The sequence below is a fragment of the Streptomyces sp. NPDC053542 genome (genome assembly GCF_044544685.1).
In the GTDB taxonomy this organism is placed as follows: Bacteria; Actinomycetota; Actinomycetes; order Streptomycetales; family Streptomycetaceae; genus Streptomyces.
Window position 1 is genome coordinate 221,974 of sequence record NZ_JBITXL010000007.1, and the last position, 15,847, is coordinate 237,820.

14 protein-coding genes are annotated in these 15,847 nt (G+C 73.5%); 6 read left to right on the forward strand and 8 right to left on the reverse strand.

What is annotated here, in order from left to right; genetic code table 11:
- Positions 1-21: 21 nt before the first annotated feature.
- Complete coding sequence (locus tag ACIGXO_RS21535; RefSeq protein ID WP_399789063.1) at positions 22-864, reverse strand: DeoR/GlpR family DNA-binding transcription regulator; 843 nt, start codon at positions 862-864, stop codon at positions 22-24.
- A gap of 317 nt (positions 865-1,181) precedes the next feature.
- Here ACIGXO_RS21535 and ACIGXO_RS21540 point away from each other — a divergent pair, with 317 nt between their 5' ends.
- Positions 1,182-3,497, forward strand: coding sequence for a hypothetical protein (locus ACIGXO_RS21540; protein ID WP_399789687.1), 2,316 nt, complete (start codon positions 1,182-1,184; stop codon positions 3,495-3,497).
- On the opposite strand, the gene ACIGXO_RS21545 is transcribed toward ACIGXO_RS21540, so the two are convergent.
- The 6 genes from ACIGXO_RS21545 to ACIGXO_RS21570 all read right to left on the reverse strand — a co-directional run bounded on the left by ACIGXO_RS21545 (position 3,467) and on the right by ACIGXO_RS21570 (position 9,784).
- Complete coding sequence (locus ACIGXO_RS21545) at positions 3,467-5,908, reverse strand: right-handed parallel beta-helix repeat-containing protein (protein WP_399789066.1); 2,442 nt, start codon at positions 5,906-5,908, stop codon at positions 3,467-3,469. The two genes, ACIGXO_RS21540 and ACIGXO_RS21545, sit on opposite strands and share 31 nt — an antisense overlap.
- A 199-nt stretch (positions 5,909-6,107) precedes the next feature.
- A complete protein-coding gene (locus tag ACIGXO_RS21550) occupies positions 6,108-6,701 on the reverse strand; it encodes a hypothetical protein (RefSeq protein ID WP_399789069.1) in 594 nt (197 codons plus the stop codon).
- 261 nt (positions 6,702-6,962) lie between these two features.
- Complete coding sequence (locus ACIGXO_RS21555) at positions 6,963-7,403, reverse strand: ATP-binding protein (RefSeq protein WP_399789072.1); 441 nt, start codon at positions 7,401-7,403, stop codon at positions 6,963-6,965.
- Positions 7,397-8,293, reverse strand: coding sequence for an MEDS domain-containing protein (locus ACIGXO_RS21560; RefSeq protein WP_399789074.1), 897 nt, complete (start codon positions 8,291-8,293; stop codon positions 7,397-7,399). The genes ACIGXO_RS21555 and ACIGXO_RS21560 overlap by 7 nt, the downstream gene beginning before the upstream one ends.
- Positions 8,294-8,459: 166 nt before the next feature.
- Complete coding sequence (locus tag ACIGXO_RS21565; RefSeq protein WP_399789077.1) at positions 8,460-9,284, reverse strand: MOSC domain-containing protein; 825 nt, start codon at positions 9,282-9,284, stop codon at positions 8,460-8,462.
- Positions 9,285-9,349: 65 nt separating this feature from the next.
- On the reverse strand, positions 9,350-9,784 hold the full coding sequence (locus ACIGXO_RS21570; protein ID WP_399789080.1) for a DUF6643 family protein: 435 nt from the start codon (positions 9,782-9,784) through the stop codon (positions 9,350-9,352).
- A gap of 260 nt (positions 9,785-10,044) precedes the next feature.
- Here ACIGXO_RS21570 and ACIGXO_RS21575 point away from each other — a divergent pair, with 260 nt between their 5' ends.
- Positions 10,045-11,364 (forward strand): TerD family protein, encoded by a 1,320-nt coding sequence (locus tag ACIGXO_RS21575; RefSeq protein ID WP_399789083.1) that lies wholly within the window; start codon positions 10,045-10,047, stop codon positions 11,362-11,364.
- Between the two features lie 46 nt (positions 11,365-11,410).
- On the opposite strand, the gene ACIGXO_RS21580 is transcribed toward ACIGXO_RS21575, so the two are convergent.
- Positions 11,411-12,688, reverse strand: coding sequence for a glycosyltransferase (locus ACIGXO_RS21580; RefSeq protein WP_399789086.1), 1,278 nt, complete (start codon positions 12,686-12,688; stop codon positions 11,411-11,413).
- Between the two features lie 95 nt (positions 12,689-12,783).
- On the opposite strand from ACIGXO_RS21580, the gene ACIGXO_RS21585 reads away from it, so the two are divergent.
- The 4 genes from ACIGXO_RS21585 (at position 12,784) to ACIGXO_RS21600 (ending at position 15,833) form a co-directional block, all read left to right on the forward strand.
- The gene (locus ACIGXO_RS21585; RefSeq protein WP_399789088.1) at positions 12,784-13,596 is read left to right on the forward strand and encodes a glutamate racemase; all 813 of its coding nucleotides are present in this window, start codon (positions 12,784-12,786) and stop codon (positions 13,594-13,596) included.
- Between the two features lie 239 nt (positions 13,597-13,835).
- Positions 13,836-14,507 carry a hypothetical protein gene (locus ACIGXO_RS21590; protein ID WP_399789091.1) on the forward strand — a complete coding sequence of 224 codons (672 nt, stop codon included), beginning with the start codon at positions 13,836-13,838 and terminating at the stop codon, positions 14,505-14,507.
- 149 nt (positions 14,508-14,656) lie between these two features.
- Positions 14,657-15,136 (forward strand): NUDIX hydrolase, encoded by a 480-nt coding sequence (locus ACIGXO_RS21595; protein WP_399789094.1) that lies wholly within the window; start codon positions 14,657-14,659, stop codon positions 15,134-15,136.
- A 238-nt stretch (positions 15,137-15,374) separates the two neighbouring features.
- Entirely contained in the window at positions 15,375-15,833 is a 459-nt protein-coding gene (locus tag ACIGXO_RS21600) for an SRPBCC family protein (RefSeq protein ID WP_399789097.1), read from the forward strand.
- The last annotated feature ends 14 nt before the right edge of the window (positions 15,834-15,847 follow it).

The following is a 15,847-nucleotide window of genomic DNA, read 5'->3' on the forward strand; positions in this document are numbered from 1 at the left end:
CACACCATAGCTGGGGCCTCGTCAGATGTCTGCGTCGTCTTCCGGCTCACCGGCCACCACCAGCCGCGGCGGCAACTCCGCGAACTCCGCCCGGACATGGGCCGGCAGCCCGGGATCGGTGACCAGCACGTCCACCTGGTCCAGCGAGGCGAACGAACTCAGGCCCACCGTGCCCCACTTCGTGTGGTCCGCGACCACCACGACCCGGCGCGCCGACCGCACGAAGTGGCGGTTGGTCTCCGCCTCGGCGAGATTCGGTGTCGACAGTCCGGCCTCGACGGATATGCCGTGCACCCCGAGGAAGAGCGCATCGAAGTGCAGCGAGCGGATCGCGGCGTCGGCCACCGGGCCGACCAGCGTGTCCGACGGCGTCCGCACGCCACCGGTCAGCACGACCGTGGCCGCTCCGGGGCGCGGGCCGCCGGCGCCGGCCGCCGCCCGCTGCGCGGCGTAGAACACATCGGCCACCCGGACCGAATTCGTCACCACCGTCAGGTCCGGCACGTCCAGCAGCTGATGGGCCAGCGCGAACGCCGTCGTGCCGCCCGCCAGCGCGATCGCGCTGCCCGGCGCCGCCATCTGGGCCGCCGCCTCGGCGATGGCCTCCTTCGCCGACAGCTCCAGAGCGGACTTCGCCTCGAACCCCGGCTCGTGGGCGCTCGGCTCGCTCACGGGGACGGCGCCGCCGTGCACCTTCTCCACGACGCCCTGGCGGGCCAGCGCGTCCAGGTCCCGACGGACCGTCATGTCCGAGACGCTCAGCTTGCGGGTCAGCTCATTGACGCGGACGCCGCCGCGCCGCCGCACCTCGTCGAGGATCAGGGCGCGCCGCTGCTCGGCGAGGAGATTCTGGTTGTCACTCACCCGGCCTGTCCCTTCGTCCCGGCTCACGGCGCGCCCAGGTCACAGAAGCGCTGCTGTTCGGGGACATCCTCGCACGAGGCACTGACAGTGACTCCCCGGCCCGGATGGGGTGAATGCGGCGCTCCGGCGGGCAAGAAAGAATCCGGGACGCACATCGACGTACGGACATCGGGGGAAGCACAGTGGACACCACGCACCAGTCCGCGCCCACAGCCACTACGGAGGCGGGCGGAGACGAGGGCGCCGCCGCGCACAGACCACGCCGGATCGCCCTGGAACTGCTGGTTCACGGCGTCGGCGGCACCACGCCCGCGGAGATGCTCGACGACCCACGGGTCGTGCGCGTCACCGGTGACGACACCGCCGCCATCTACCGCCGCGCCGCCGACGCGGACGCCGAGGAGCGCCCCGCCGACGAGCGCGAGGGCGATCCCGAGGAGCCGGTCCGCGAGGCGTACTGCTGGTCCAACCTCACCTCGGGCAACGGCAGCCGCGCCCTCTGGCTGATCCTGCTGCCCTTCATGGTCGCGAACCTCGCGCACTGGATGCGCCCCGCGGCCCCGCGCGGCCACCTTGCCCAGCGCCTCTACGACGTCCTCGTCCGCATCCTGGCGCTCACCCTCACGGTGCTGCTCGCCGCCGGGGCCTGCGAGGTGGCCCTGGACCTGCTCGCCTGGCAGTGCGCGGGCAGCCTCTCGTGCTCGGCGGACCGCTCCTGGCTCGGCTTCCTCAGCACCGCGCAGGACGGCTGGTGGAGCCTGCCGGGCCGCCGCCTCGTGGTCGCGAGCGCCTTTCCGCTGCTTCTCGTGGGCCTGCTGTGGTGGCTCTCGCACCGCACCTGGAGCGCGTACGAGTCCGCCTCCCCGCCGCCGCGCCGCCCCGGCACCTCCCGCGACACACCGCCCTCCGAGCGTCCCACGCTGTGCCTGGACGGCTTCTGGTACGGCCGCCGGGTCGTCGCCCGGCTGCGCTCCGCGCACGCCGCCGCGGGACTGCTCACCATCGCCACCGCGCTGCTCCTGACCGCGCACGACGCCGACGGCCGGCCCGGCGCCGGCGCGTGGCTGCGCTGGACCGGATACGCGCTGGCCGCGCTGGTCGCCGTCCTGGCGGTCCTCAGCGTGGTCATCGTCTGCCGTACCGCGCGCAGCGAGGCGGAGCCCGACGTGGAGACCGACCGGCCGGTCGTCAGGTGCCTCCCGTACGCCGCGCTCGGCGCGCTGGGCCTGACCGCCGTGCACACCGCCTGGGCGCGCCCCGGCTGGACCTCCGCCGGGCACCTCCCCGGCGACGGCATCTTCGCGGTGCTCGCCGTCCTCCAGGGCGCGCTGGTCGTCGGGCTGCTGCTGACCGCCGGGGTGCTCCAGCGGGCCGCGCGGGGCACGGAGCGCACCGCGCTCGCGGGCCTGGCCGGCGCCTCCGTGGCGCTCCTGGCCTGCGCACTGGGCGGCGTGTTCACCGGGGGAGTGGCGCAGCGCACCGCCGACTGGCTGGACCGCGGCTCCACCCCGGGCGACGCGCACGCCCCGATGGCGGGCCCGCCCGTGCTGCTCTCGTGGCAGGCATCGGTCATCCCCGTCCTGCTGGTCGTCGTCGTGTTGCTGGTCGTCGCGGCCGGCTTCCAGGTGCTCGCCGTCCGCCGAGAGGTCCTCCCGGACATCCCCGGGCTGTACGAGGACGAGGAGAAGCCCGACGCGCAGCGCACGAAGGGGATCGCGGGCACCATCGCCCGCGCGGGGCTCACCGACCGGGCACCGGTGCTGATCGGCGTGATCACGGCCGTCACCTTCGTGCTCGGCACGGGTGCGGTGCTCGGTGCCCGGCTCACGGGCCTGCCGCCCGGCCGGGCGCTGGACGACGCGCCCGCCTTCGTGGACGCCGTCGCCGAGACGGCACAGGCGCTCGGCTCCTGGCTGATGGGTGCCGGCGTCGTCCTCATGCTCGCCATGGGACGCCGCGCCTACAAGGACGCCTCCGCCCGCCGCACCATCGGCATCCTCTGGGACGTCGGCACCTTCTGGCCGCGCGCCGCGCACCCCTTCGCGCCCCCGTGCTACGCCGAGCGGGCCGTGCCGGACCTGACCTGGCGGATGGCCACCTGGACCGAGACCCACGACGGGCGCCTGGTCCTCTCCGGGCACTCCCAGGGCAGCGTCCTCGCGGCCGCCGCCGTCTGGCAGCTGGACCCGGTGACGCGAAGCCGGGTCGCGCTGCTCACGTACGGGTCGCCGCTGGAGCGGCTGTACGGACGCTGGTTCCCGGCGTTCTTCGGGCCCGCCGCGCTCACCGGGCTGCACCGCGAGATGGACGCCTGGCGCAACCTGTGGCGGTTCACCGACCCCATCGGCGGCCCGGTCCGCCTCACCTGTGAGGACGGCGCGGCGATCGACCGGGGGCCGCTGCGCGACCCGCTGGTCTTCGGGCGCACCCTGCAGTACCCGCTGCCCGCCCAGACCCTCGGGCACGGCGACTACCAGGCCGACCCGGAGTTCGGGGCGGCCCGCGCCGAGCTCCTCGCCCATCTGGCGCCCGGGATACCGCAGCAGCCCGGCGAGCCGGACGCCGAGCGGGACCCCGCCCCCGGAGAGCGGCCCGCCGCGTCTCAGGGCAGCGCCGGCAGGTCCTCGGAGTAGAGGTGCGTGAGGTCTTCGGTGCTCGGGTCGGGGAGCTGCGCCACCCGGCCCGCGTGCCGTTCGACCATCGCTTCGAACGTCTGCCGGGCGGTGCGCCCGTTGCCGAACGACGGCCCCTTCGGGAGCGCGGTGAAGTACTTCAGCAGCGCCTCCGAGGTGCCGTCGGCGAGGTGGTACTCCTGCTCCTCGGCCTGCTGCCCGACGATCCGCAGCAGCTCCTCGGGGTCGTAGTCGCCGAACCTGATGGTCCGCGAGAAGCGGGAGGCGACGCCGGGGTTGACCGCGAGGAAGCGCTCCATCTCGGCGGTGTAGCCCGCCACGATGACCACCACCGCCTCCCGGTGGTCCTCCATCAGCTTCACCAGGGTGTCGATCGCCTCGCGCCCGAAGTCGCGCCCGGAGTCCTCCGGGGACAGCGCGTACGCCTCGTCGATGAAGAGCACCCCGCCGCGCGCCCGGTCGAACGCCTCCTGAGTACGGATGGCCGTCGACCCGATGTGCTCGCCGACCAGGTCCACGCGGGAGACCTCCACAAGGTGGCCGCGCTCCAGTACGCCCAGCGACGCCAGGATCTCGCCGTACAGCCGCGCGACGGTGGTCTTGCCCGTGCCGGGGGAGCCGGTGAAGACCAGGTGGCGGCGGACCGAGGCGGCCTTGAGGCCCGCCTGCTGCCGGCGCCGCCCCACCTCGATCATGTTGATCAGGCTGCGCACCTCGCGCTTGACGCTGTCCAGGCCGACGAGCGTGTCCAGTTCGCCGAGGACCTCGTCCGAGGGGCGGGTGTCCGGGACCGGCTCGGCGGGCGCCTGAGGCGCGCTGGGCGGCGCGGGGACCCCGCCCAGCAGGCCGGCCGTGCCCGCGGGCTGCGCGGCCGTCACAGGCGCCGCGGTGGCCGCCTGCGAGGGCGTGCCGGACGGCACCGACGCGGCCGCCGGCTGGGTCATCCGGCTCTCGTCGCTGGTGCAGTCCACCGCCGTCGGGCCGTCCTCGGCGAACTCGTAACCGCCGCGCGCGCACCGCTCCGTACGGCACCGCGTCAGCGTCGTACGGCAGCCGTCGATCACGTGGAAGCCGTAGCCGGAGCTGCCCGTGACCCGGCAGTTGTGGAAGGTGCCGCGGCCCTCCGCGGACACGTAGAAGCCCGCTTCGGCCGGAGTGCTGACCGTGCACCGCTCGACGTTCGGGTCGGCGCCCTTGGTGACGATCACGCCCGTCTGGGTGTCCTCGATCGTGCAGCCCGCGAGCGTGCCGCCGCTGCCGTGGTCGCGGAACCACGCGCCGGTCGCGGCCTCCCGGATGCGGCAGTCGTCGAGCTGTACGGTCGCGCCGTCGCTGACCGAAACGGCGGTGTTCCGTACCTGCGCGAGATCGGAATCGACCACATCGGCCCGCGAACCGCGGTCCAGCACGAAGAGCGCGTCCGGCACGTCGTGCACCCGGGTCGAGTCGAGCACGGCCGTCGCGCCGTCGCTCACCCACACCGCCGGATAGTCGCCCGTACTGTCGTGGATCTCGCACTGGTTGGCATCCACCCGGGTGCCCGGGTCCCATACGGACAGGCCGTTGCGCCCGAAGTGCCGCACCCGGCTCCGGGTCAGCGTCAGCACCGAACGCGACCTCAGATCCAGTGCGTTCTCCGGTATGTCGTGGATGTCGCAGTCGGCGACTGTGAGCACCGCGTCCGTGTCCAGGGTGACGCCGTCCGCCGAAGTGCGGTGCACCGTGCAGTCGGTGAGGTGCCCGGTGGCGCGCGCGGCGACCTGCACGCCCGCGCCCTTGATCTCGTACAGCTCGCAGCCGACCGCCTCGACCGCGCTGCCCTCGCCGTTCACCGACAGGCCCGCGCCGCTCGCGTGGTGCACCCGGCAGCGCTCCAGCCGCGGATGCGCCCCGCCGCGCACCGCCACGCCTGTCTGTCCGGCAGCCAGTACCTCGCACTCCTCGAAGACGCCGCCCGCGCCGTCCAGCACGCTGATGCCCACGCCGCCCGGATTGTCGACCGTGCAGCGCCGCACCGTGGGCCGGGCGCCACCGCGCACCTCGATGCCGGTCGCGGACCGCGTCACCACGCGCAGCCCCGTGAGCTCCGGTGCGCCGTCCTCCACCAGGAGGGCCGGCGCTGCCGAGTCCTGTGCCTCCACGTGCAGGTCCTGCAGGATCGCCGAGGCCCGTACGGTCAGTGCCACGCCGTCGGAGGGCGCGATCCGCACCGAGCCGCGCGCCCCGTCGGGCCCGCGCAGCGTCACCGCCCGGCACAGCACGAGGTTCTCGCGGTACGTGCCCGCCGCGACGGTCAGCACATCGCCGTCCCCGGCTGCTTCGAGGGCGGCGGCCAGGGAGCTGTACTCCCCTGTGCGACGCCGCCAGCGCGACGTCCCGGAGTGCGTGACCTGGACCGAGCCCTGTGCCATGGCGATGTCGTGCCCCCACCTCGTGCGGCTGATTCCGGCCCGCGGTGGTACGCGCGAATATGTCCGCGTACGGGCTGCGCAGGCCCCAGCCGAGCGGCTGGCTGCACCACCGTAGCGCGCTCGGCGTACGGCAGTTGACGTGGTCGGCACCTCGTCCTACGAACGGTGACGCACTGCGCGCCCAGTGGGCGGCGCGTCCTCAGCTGCCCGCGCCGGCCCGTCCCCAGTCCTGGCCCGCGCGCTCCCACTCCTCGTCCCAGCGGCGGTACCTGCGGCGCATCAGCTGCCACAGCACCAGCCTGCGGCCGCCCTCGACCGCGGCCCCGGCCAGCGCCGCCGCGCCCAGGCCGGCGAGCACCGCATGGGAGTTCGCGGTCGACACGTCCATCGGGCGGGGCACGATCCGGCCGCGGCCGTCGGTCCAGATCCGGAAGCGGTCGCCGGGCACCACCGGACGCGGCGCCGCGGCGACCCCGATGTGCCGGCTGCCGTCCACGCCGCGCCAGTTGGCCAGCACCTTGCGGTACGCGTCACGCCGGGTCGCCGTCTCGGGGTCGGGGTCCACGGGGGGATGCTGCAGCAGCCGCTCCACCTGGACCCGCACCAGGTGCCGTTGGGCGTGCTGGGTCCGTACGGTGTCCTGGAGCGTGTCGCCGGCGGTCCGGGCGGTCGCCCAGCCGGCCGCCGAGCCCCCGAACACGATCAGGAGGGCGGCGCCCAGCGCCAGCCACGCTTCGGCGAGATCGGTCCTGCGCCGCAGCGGATTACGCCGCCAACGCCACAGTCCACTCATCGCTCGCACGGTCCGGCACCCCCTTCCGTGTCCGTAACTACCTCATTACGGGTCCTTCATGCACGGTTGTTCATGAAGAGCGGCCAAAATCACGGACCGGTACGGGCCGCCACTCTATCGCCGCCGCGGGCGGCGGCCCGTCTGTGGCGGGCGTCGGCGGAGAGGCTGGGAGAGGGCCGCGGGCGTGCGTGGAGTGGCCTGGGGTGCAAGAGATCGCTCAAGAGCGTCCAGCGGCCGTCCAGGGGCCTTCTCGCGAGTGTTTCAGTGGACCCGTACCGCCAGCGTGACCACCGCGCCGGCAGCCGCGCCCGCGGCGATCGTCAGCCGGTCGGCGACCAGCCGGGCCATCCACAGCCCGCGCCCCGTGGGCGCACCGTCCAGGCCCGGCAGCACCTCGGGGATGACGGCCTCCGTGAAGCCCGGGCCCGAATCGATGACCAGGCACTCCAGTTCATCGCCGACGCGGCGCAGGACCAGCCGGCCACTGCCGCCCGCATGCTCGACGGCGTTGCCGGCCACCTCGTCCACCGCCAGCACGAACTCCCCGCGCCGCGGCTCGGCCAGCCCCTCACGGGCCGCGCACTCCTCGACGAGCAGCCGCACCTGCGGGAGCAGCCGGGCGGTGAAGCGCCGCTGCAGCAGGTATCTGACGCTCGGTTCGTCGCCGGCGTTCTGGGAACGGGAGGACTCGGGGATCAGCACGGTCGCGTCACCTCCGACAGCGTCAGCCGCGAAATCGATGCCGCTCCCAGCCGCTGGAGCGTGCGGAGCTGTACCAGGTCGCCCCGGACGTCGACCCGGGTGAGGCCGTTCGCCTCCTGGACGAGCGAGAGGAGGCCGGTGGCGCAGCCGACCGACAGGAAGTGCAGCCGGCTCAGGTCCAGGGCGAGCCGGCCCGTGGCCGCACCCTGGGCCAGGGCGAGCTCCAGGGTGGTGAGGAAGGGCCGCTTCGTCGCGGTGTCGGCCTCGCCGACGAAGCGCAGCGCGCCGTCCGGGGCCCGCTCCGTGTGCAGCGCGCCGAGCTGTTCGAGGAGGTTACGGGGGTGCGCCTCAGCCATGGCGGTCAGCACCTCCGGTGCGAACCAGCGCCGGTCGTACGCGCAGATCTCGCTGTACGGGCGGCCCTTGAAGAGCTCTTCGGCGTTCGACTCGCGGTGCATCATCGTGTGCACGTCCGCGCCGAGATCCGGCACCCAGTGCATGTCGATGAACGCCCGCAGACCCGTGTACCCCTCCGCTACGGCCTGCGCAGTCTCCTCGCGCAGCCGGCTCCACTGCCGGTCGGCCGTGAAGGCGGGATCCGGACTGATGAGCCGGCGCATGCTGCTGAGCACCAACTGGCCTCTGATGCGGGCCGCCGCCGTCGTGCGGTTCGGGAAGTCCAGCCGCGCCAGCACCTCTTCCTCGGGCAGGCCGGGGCGGGGGAAGACGATGACCCGCTCGCCACGGGCGAGGCCGAGCCGGGTGAAGGCCGTCAGGACGTCCCAGCGGGTCTCGTCGTCGTCGTAACTGACGAAGGCGTGATCGCCGGGGCGCATCCGGTGCACCGGGATGAGGCGATCGCTCGCCGATTCCCCGGCAGAAATGCGCACGTGAATCTCCCTGTCTCCACCGCAATGCGCTCACCTTATGCAGCCTGCGCAGGGCGTTGCAATGCGCTCGTCGGGGGCGGCTTCGCGGGGCCGGCGGGAGCGGGGCGCGGCGGCGCGCGGAAACCGCGGAAACGGGGTGGCGGCTGTGTAAGGACACGTGCTGACGTCAGCTCAGGACCTCGAAGGGGTCGCCGGCACGGAGCGTGCCACGCGACTCGGGTATGAGGTTCTGCCCGAACACCAGGTCGTCGCCGAAGCGGCGGTGGCGGGCGAGGGTGCGCAGCGGCTCCTTGCCGCGCTCGGCGGTGCGCTGGTCGGTGGTGGTCACCACGCAGCGGCCGGAGGGCTTGGCGACCCGGAAGGTGATCTCGCCGATCCGCACCCGCTTCCAGCCGTCCTCGGCCCATGGCGCCGTGCCCTCGATGACGACGTTCGGCCGGAAGCGGTCCATGGGCAGCGGGCCCTCGTCGGCGTGGTCGCCCTGGGCGATGAGCGAGTTGAGCGCGTCCAGCGAGGACGACGTGGTGAGCAGCAGCGGGAAGGCGTCGGCGAAGCTCACCGTGTCACCGGGGCGCGCGTAGTCCTGGCGCACGGAGCGGCGCACGGCCGGGTCGTCCATGTGCACGAGCGTGACCTCGGCGCCCAGGTACGTGCTGAACCACTCCGAGGCGGCCGCCGCCGCGGGCACGGCGTCCACCTTGTCCCGCCAGACCTGCACCGGCACGGTCGCGCCGGGGGCAGGAACCTCCACGGACAGGTCCTGCATCCCCGGCGCGCTGAGCCCGATTCCCCCGTCGGGCCGCGCCTGCGCCACGGCCAGTGCCAGCCGCGGCCGGGACCGCTGCGTGACATGCCGCCGCTCCTCGTCGACCAGCAGCCAGCGCCGGTCCCCGGCCAGGCCCCATGGCTCCACGGCGGCCTGGCCGGGGGAGGTCCCCGCAAGAGACTTCACCGGGTACAGCTGGAGGGCACGGAGGCGCGAGTTCGGCATGTGCCCATCCTGCCAGCCGGGTCGGACATTTGACCGGGCAGCCGGACAGTTGGCCGAGCGGCGGGTCAGTAGCCCCGCGGATGCTGCGGTCGGCCGTACGGATCCTCGTACGGCCCCGGGCGCGGGGCGACCGGGGCCGCCGGGCGCATCGCTTCGTACCCCGTGCTCATCGGGCGCCGCGGCTGCTGCTGGGCCGGGTATCCCTGCGGGCCGGCGGCCTGCTGCGGGATGTACGGCGTGGGCGCGGGCTGCATCGGGGCCTGGCCCGGGTAGCCGTGCTGGGCGGGGGCCGCGGACGGGCCGGACGGCAGTGCGGGCAGTGCCGGCAGGGCCGGCGACGAGTAGGACTGGGACGAGCCGACGTCGTACGGAGGCTGGACCCTGATCGGCGCGATCTGGGGTGTGCCGCGCTCGGCGACGAGGCTGTCGTAGATCGGGGTGTCCGGGAAGGAAGGCGAAGCGTAGTAGCCGCCGCCGTAGGTAGAGCGGGGGGAGGTCATGCCTCTTAAGTTAAGCCCACGATGTGCTGGTTGGGGAGCCTGAAAAGAGGGTTGTTTTACGTGTCGGTAGTGGTTGCGGATCACTAATGTGAGCGAACTTGGGAAAATCGGTCGCCAACGCCCGTTTGAATCGTGTAAAGGGCGGCTCACTGGGAGGTGAAATCTTGCCACCTCCGAGGAGTCCGGGGGCCGTCGGAGAAGCCCTAGGTTGGGAGGGCGGCGCGCCGCGAAGCGGGAGCGCGAATCCGAAGGAGGCGGCCATGTCGATGCCCAAGGGGGGCAACGCCCCGGTGGATGCCGGAGCGGTACGGATCGAGCTGAGCTGGCGTACCGGAAGCGGCGTCCCGGACGTGGACGCGTCGGCGCTGCTGCTGAGCGGCGGGAAGGTGCGCGACGACGGCGACTTCGTGTTCTACAACCAGCCGGCGCACGCTTCGGGAGCCGTGCGGCACGAAGGCAAGAGGACGGAGGCCGGTACGACGACCGACACCCTCGCCGTCGACCTCACCGCCGTCGAACCGGCCGTCGAGCGGGTGGTGCTCGCGGCCTCCGCGGACGGCGGAACGTTCGGTCAGGTGCCGGGGCTGAGTGTGCGTGTCCTGGACGCGACGGGCGCGGGCCCCGGTGGCGCCGAGCTCGTACGGTTCGACAGCCAGGACGCCACCGTGGAGACCGCCTTCGTGCTCGGCGAGCTCTACCGGCGGCAGGGCGGCTGGAAGTTCCGGGCGGTCGGCCAGGGCTACGACAGCGGACTCGCCGGGCTGGCCACGGATTACGGGATCAGCGTGGACGATCCGGGCACGGCGCCCGCGGGGCCGCCCGCGCCCGCTGCGGTGCAAGAGGCGCCGCCGGCGCACGTCGCGCCTCAAGGTCAACCCGCCGCGTCAACTTCCACGCCCCCGGCGCACGGTGCAGGCACGCCCGCCCCCACCCCGGTGCGCCTTTCGAAAGTCACCCTGACGAAGGATGCCCCCGCCGTTTCGCTGACGAAGCAAGGAGGTACGTCGGGCGCGATGCGGGTGAACCTCAACTGGCAGACCCGCCCGGCGCCCGCGGGATCCGGGTGGGGCCGCAAGCTCAGCCGGGCGCTCGCCGGCCCCGCGGCCCTTGACCTCGACCTGTGCGCGCTGTACGAGCTGACCGACGGCAGCAAGGGCGTCGTACAGGCCCTGGGCAACGCCTTCGGGTCCCTGGACGCCCCGCCGTTCATCCACCTCGACGGCGACGACCGCACCGGCGCCGTGGCCGCGGGCGAGAACCTCACGGTCAACCTCGACCACCAGCGCCTGATCAAGCGGATCCTGTTCTTCGTCACCATCTACGAAGGCGCGCGAAGCTTCGCCGACCTGAACGCCACGGTCACCCTCACACCGCAGCGCGGCGCCCCCATCGACTTCTCCCTCGACGAGTGCACCGTCCCGTCCAACGTCTGCGCCCTGGCGCTGCTCATCAACACCGGCAGCGAACTGGTCGTCCAGCGCGAGGCCCGCTACTTCGTCCCCGAGCGGGGCGTCAGCCCGCAGCGCACGGTGGACCAGGCGTACGGGTGGGGGATGCGGTGGGCACCGGGACGGAAGTGAGGCGGCCGCCGCGCGCGGGCCGACGCCTCCGGGCTGCCGCGCGCGCCTACGTGCCCTCCGACGCCTCCCCGGGGGCGGCGGCCGCCGCCCCCGTAGGCGGCGCCCCGTACGTCCGCCCCTTCCAGGCGGCGCCGCGCCCCCTGTAGTGCTGCACGGCTGAGTCGACTGTCATCAGGAGGTACAGCAGCGCGGTGAACGGCAGCAGGGGCGCGGTCCACGGCGGCTGCCCGTAGTAGCGCAGCATCGGCAGGTACGTCCCGGTCATCACGGCCCACGCCGCGCCCCCGAGGAGCGCGGCGGGCACGCTGCCGCCCACCGCTCCCACGACCAGCGCGAGGGGCGGCACCAGATAGATCAGCGCGAGACCCAGCACCGTGCCCGCCAACAGCAACGGGCTGTGCAGGAGTTGCGCGTACGCGCTGCGCGCCACCATCCGCCAGAGGTCGGCCAGGCGCGGGTACGGGCGCACGCTGTCCACGTGGTCCGCGAGCCCCAGCCAGATCCGTCCGGTGCCCGCTCCGTCCTGGCCCCCGGAGCGCTTGACGGCGCGGGCCAGCGTCACGTCGTCGATCACCGCGTGCCGGATGCTCGCCGGAATCCCGGCCCGCTCGGCGGCGTCCCGGCGCAGCAGTACGCAGCCGCCGGCGGCCGCGGCGGTACGCGCGCCCGGCCGGTTCACCCAGCGGAACGGGTAGAGCTGTCCGAAGAAGTACACGAACGCCGGGACGATCAGCCGCTCCCAGAAGTCCGCGACCCGCAGCCGTGCCATCTGGGACACCAGGTCCAGACCGTCCGCGCGGGCGGCGGAGACGAGCGTGCGCAGGCTGTCCGGCCCGTGCGCGATGTCGGCGTCGGTCAGCAGCACGTACTCCGCGTCCGTACGCTCCCGGGCGAGCGCCATGCCGTGCCGGACGGCCCAGAGCTTGCCGGTCCAGCCCGGGGCCGGCTCGCCGGGCGACGTCACGGTCAGCGGCAGCCCGCCGTGCTCGGCGGCCAGAGCCCGGGCCAGCTCCCCGGTGCCGTCCGTACTGCCGTCGTCCACGAGGAAGACCTCGGCCCGTCCCGGGTACGCCTGCGCCAGCACGGACGGCAGGCTCACCGGCAGTACCCCGGCCTCGTCCCGTGCGGGGACGACGACGGCCACGGAGGGCCAGCGCTCAGGATCTTCTTCCCCGGTCCCGTCCGTCCCCGCGGCCTCCGTAGGAGCGGCGCACCCCCTACGGGCCGTGTCCGGTGGCAGGCGCACATCCGTCCGCCAGAAGAAGCCCTGACCCACCAGGAGCCAGACCCACGCCACCAGAGACGCCCCAGCGATCCACGCCATCACAGCCACCCCGGCAGTCTGCCCCATGGTGCCGGCGGGTCCGGGGAACCGGCCCGGTGCGGCCCGCACAGGGGCCCGCTGAGTAAGGTGTCCGGGTGAAGATCGCACTCATGGACTCCGGTACCGGCCTGCTCGCGGCCGCCGCGGCCGTGCGGCGGCTGCGCCCCGACGCCGGCCTCGTCCTCTCCTGCGACCCCGACGGCATGCCCTGGGGCCCGCGTACCCCCGCCGACCTCACCGAGCGCGCGCTCGCCGTCGCCAGGAACGCCGCGGCGCACAAGCCGGACGCCCTGATCGTCGCCTGCAACACCGCCTCCGTCCACGCGCTGCCCACGCTGCGCGCCGAGCTGGAGCCGGACCTGCCGGTCATCGGGACCGTCCCCGCGATCAAGCCGGCGGCGGCCGGCGGCGGCCCGGTGGCGATCTGGGCCACGCCCGCCACGACCGGCAGCCCGTACCAGCGCGGCCTCATCCGGGCCTTCGCGGCGGACATCGACGTCGCCGAGGTGCCCTGTCCGGGCCTCGCGGACGCGGTCGAGGCGGCCGACGACGCGGCCATCGCCGCCGCGGTCGCCGCCGCCGCGGCGCTCACCCCACCGGACGTACGGACCGTCGTCCTCGGCTGCACGCACTACGAGCTGGTCGCCGACCGCATCAGGGACGCGGTGCAGCGCCCGGAGGGGCCCGCGCTCACCCTGCACGGCTCCGCCGAGGCAGTCGCCGCCCAGGCGCTGCGCCGCATCGGTGCGCAGCCCGCGCCCGCGGCCATGCCCAGCGCCGATCTGACGGTGCTCCTCAGTGGGCGCACCGCCGCGCTTCCGGAGGCGGCGCTCGCCTATGAAGAAGGCAGGCTGCTCGCCGGTATCCCCGCGGCCGGCGAACGGGCGGCCGCGGAACCGGCCTGCTGAGAGGCGAACCCAGGCGCGCGCCGCAACGGAGCAGCGCACCGCAACGGAGCGCGCGCCGCGACGAAGCCGGCAGGCGACCCCAGGACCGCCGCGCCGCAACGGAACCGGCCCGTTACGGAACGCGCCATTCCAACGATCGGCTCCGTTCTGAACGGGCAGTCGGCGGCTCCTGTCTCACGCGTCACAGAGAGTCGCGCTGCCCGCTGCCGGGCGGAGCCAGTACGCGTACGCTGCCAACCATGAGGGACCACCCCCAGGAGGGGGCAGCAGCCCCCGACAGCAGCGACGCCCGCCCGGCCCGGCACGCCGAGCACGGTGACGGCGGCACGCCCGCCCCTGACCGGCCGTCCGCAGCGCCTCAAGGCGCGCGGGACGACTCGCCGTGCGCCTCCGTGCCCGACGTCTGGCACGGGCGCGCGACCAATCGCTTCCAGTGGCTCCTGGCCGCTGTCGGTGCGGCCTGTATGGCGCTCGGCATCGAGCTCGCGGTCGACAATGCCTGGACGTCGGGGCTCACTCCGCTGGTGATGGCCGTCGTCGGCTGTGTCGCCGCCGGGCTGCTCGTCCTCTTCGGCACGCTCGCCTTCGTGCACGTGGCCGTGCGGGTCGACAAGGAGTGCCTGGAAGTGCGCTGCGGGCACATGGGCCTGCCGCGCCGCCGCATCCCGCTCTCGCACGTGGTCGACGTCGACTTCGCGCCCCGCGTCACGCCCTGCCACTGGGGCGGCTGGGGCTACCGCTGGCGCCCGGAGCAGGGTACGGGGGTGATCGTGCGCCGCGGTGAGGCGGTGATCCTGCGGCTGGGCGACGGCCGTACCTTCACCGTCACCGTCGACGACGCGGAGGCCGCGGTGCGCTGCATCCGCTCCCGCCTCGGCCTCCAGCCGAAACCGGCCCGCGGAGCGGCGTAGCCCGAGGGCGCAGCGCTGGCTCCTATGGCGCGCAGCCCCTGAGGTGCAGCGCGGCCCCTGGGATGCCGCGCCGTCGCCCCACGGAGAACCGGCCGCAATGCCCCGGAAGCGTTTCGTCCTCTCCCGGGGTGCTCGCTAGGGTGCGGGGCATGGCGACACCCGACTTCATCCGCGAAATCCGCGCGACCGCCGGCCACCAGCTGCTCTGGATGCCCGGCGTCAGCGCCATCGTCTTCGACGACGAGGGCCGGGTGCTGCTGGGACGCCGCGTCGACAACGGCCGCTGGTCGATCATCGGCGGCATCCCCGAGCCGGGCGAGCAGCCCGCGGCCTGCGCCGTACGCGAGGTCCACGAGGAAACCGCCGTCCACTGCGTCCCCGAACGCCTCCTCCTGGTCGAGGCGCTGGAGCCGGTCACGTACCCCAACGGCGACCGCTGCCAGTTCATGGACATCTGCTTCCTCTGCCGCGCGACCGGCGGTGAGGCGCGGGTGAACGACGACGAGTCGCTCGAGGTCGGCTGGTTCGAGCTGGACGCGCTGCCTCCGATGGAGGAGTTCGCCGTCAGCCGGATCAAGCAGGCCACGGAGGAAGCGCCGACGTGGTTCGAGGGCATCGGCGAGGCGTAGGGGCCGCTCAGCCGCCCAGCCGAGCTGGATGAGGGCGGCGTCCATGGAGGAACCGCCTCCGCCGCCGCTGAGCTCGACGCCCACCTGTGAGCTCGACGCCCGCCGCTGAGCTCAACGCGTACCTCTGAGCTCGACGCCCACCTCTGGGAGCAGTGCCCGCGAATGAGAGCAGTGCCCGCGAAGAAAAAGTGGGACCATTTACCTCAGAAGTGTGGCTATCCCTCCCAAAGGAGGAGAAATGTCTGCCATCAAAGAGAGCGTAGACATCTCCCGCCGGCCGGAAGACGTCTACTCCTACGTGACCGACCTTTCCCACCTCGCCGAATGGCAGGAGAGCGTCATATCCGTGGAGCCGGTCGGTGACGCCCCGAGCGGCCCGATGACCGTGGGCTCCCGGATGCGTATCACCCGCCGCATCGGCCGCCGGGAATTCCCGATGACCATGGAAGTGGCCGAGCTCGACCCGCCGCGCAGCTGGCACATGCGCGGCATCGACGGCCCGGTCCGGGGCGACGTTCACGGCAGCATCGAACCGCTCGACGACGGCACCCGCTCCCGTATGACGATCGACCTCGACTTCGAGGGGCACGGAATGGGGCACCTGCTGGCCCCTCTGGTCGTCCGCCCCCACGCCCGCAAGGAAGTCCCCCGGGACGAGCAAACCCTCAAGAACCTTCTGGAGAGCAACCCCGGGTAGGACCGCCCGGCCGC

Bases quoted from the DNA above. Each gene is read 5' to 3' on its own strand.
- ACIGXO_RS21595 (WP_399789094.1), top strand. From the start codon at position 14,657: ATGGCGACACCCGACTTCATCCGCGAAATCCGCGCGACCGCCGGCCAC.
- ACIGXO_RS21565 (WP_399789077.1), bottom strand. From the start codon at position 9,284: ATGCCGAACTCGCGCCTCCGTGCCCTCCAGCTGTACCCGGTGAAGTCT.
- ACIGXO_RS21545 (WP_399789066.1), bottom strand. From the start codon at position 5,908: ATGGCACAGGGCTCGGTCCAGGTCACGCACTCCGGGACGTCGCGCTGG.
- ACIGXO_RS21600 (WP_399789097.1), top strand. From the start codon at position 15,375: ATGTCTGCCATCAAAGAGAGCGTAGACATCTCCCGCCGGCCGGAAGAC.
- ACIGXO_RS21570 (WP_399789080.1), bottom strand. From the start codon at position 9,784: ATGACCTCCCCCCGCTCTACCTACGGCGGCGGCTACTACGCTTCGCCT.
- ACIGXO_RS21575 (WP_399789083.1), top strand. From the start codon at position 10,045: ATGTCGATGCCCAAGGGGGGCAACGCCCCGGTGGATGCCGGAGCGGTA.
- ACIGXO_RS21590 (WP_399789091.1), top strand. From the start codon at position 13,836: ATGAGGGACCACCCCCAGGAGGGGGCAGCAGCCCCCGACAGCAGCGAC.
- ACIGXO_RS21580 (WP_399789086.1), bottom strand. From the start codon at position 12,688: ATGGCGTGGATCGCTGGGGCGTCTCTGGTGGCGTGGGTCTGGCTCCTG.
- ACIGXO_RS21550 (WP_399789069.1), bottom strand. From the start codon at position 6,701: ATGAGTGGACTGTGGCGTTGGCGGCGTAATCCGCTGCGGCGCAGGACC.
- ACIGXO_RS21540 (WP_399789687.1), top strand. From the start codon at position 1,182: ATGCTCGACGACCCACGGGTCGTGCGCGTCACCGGTGACGACACCGCC.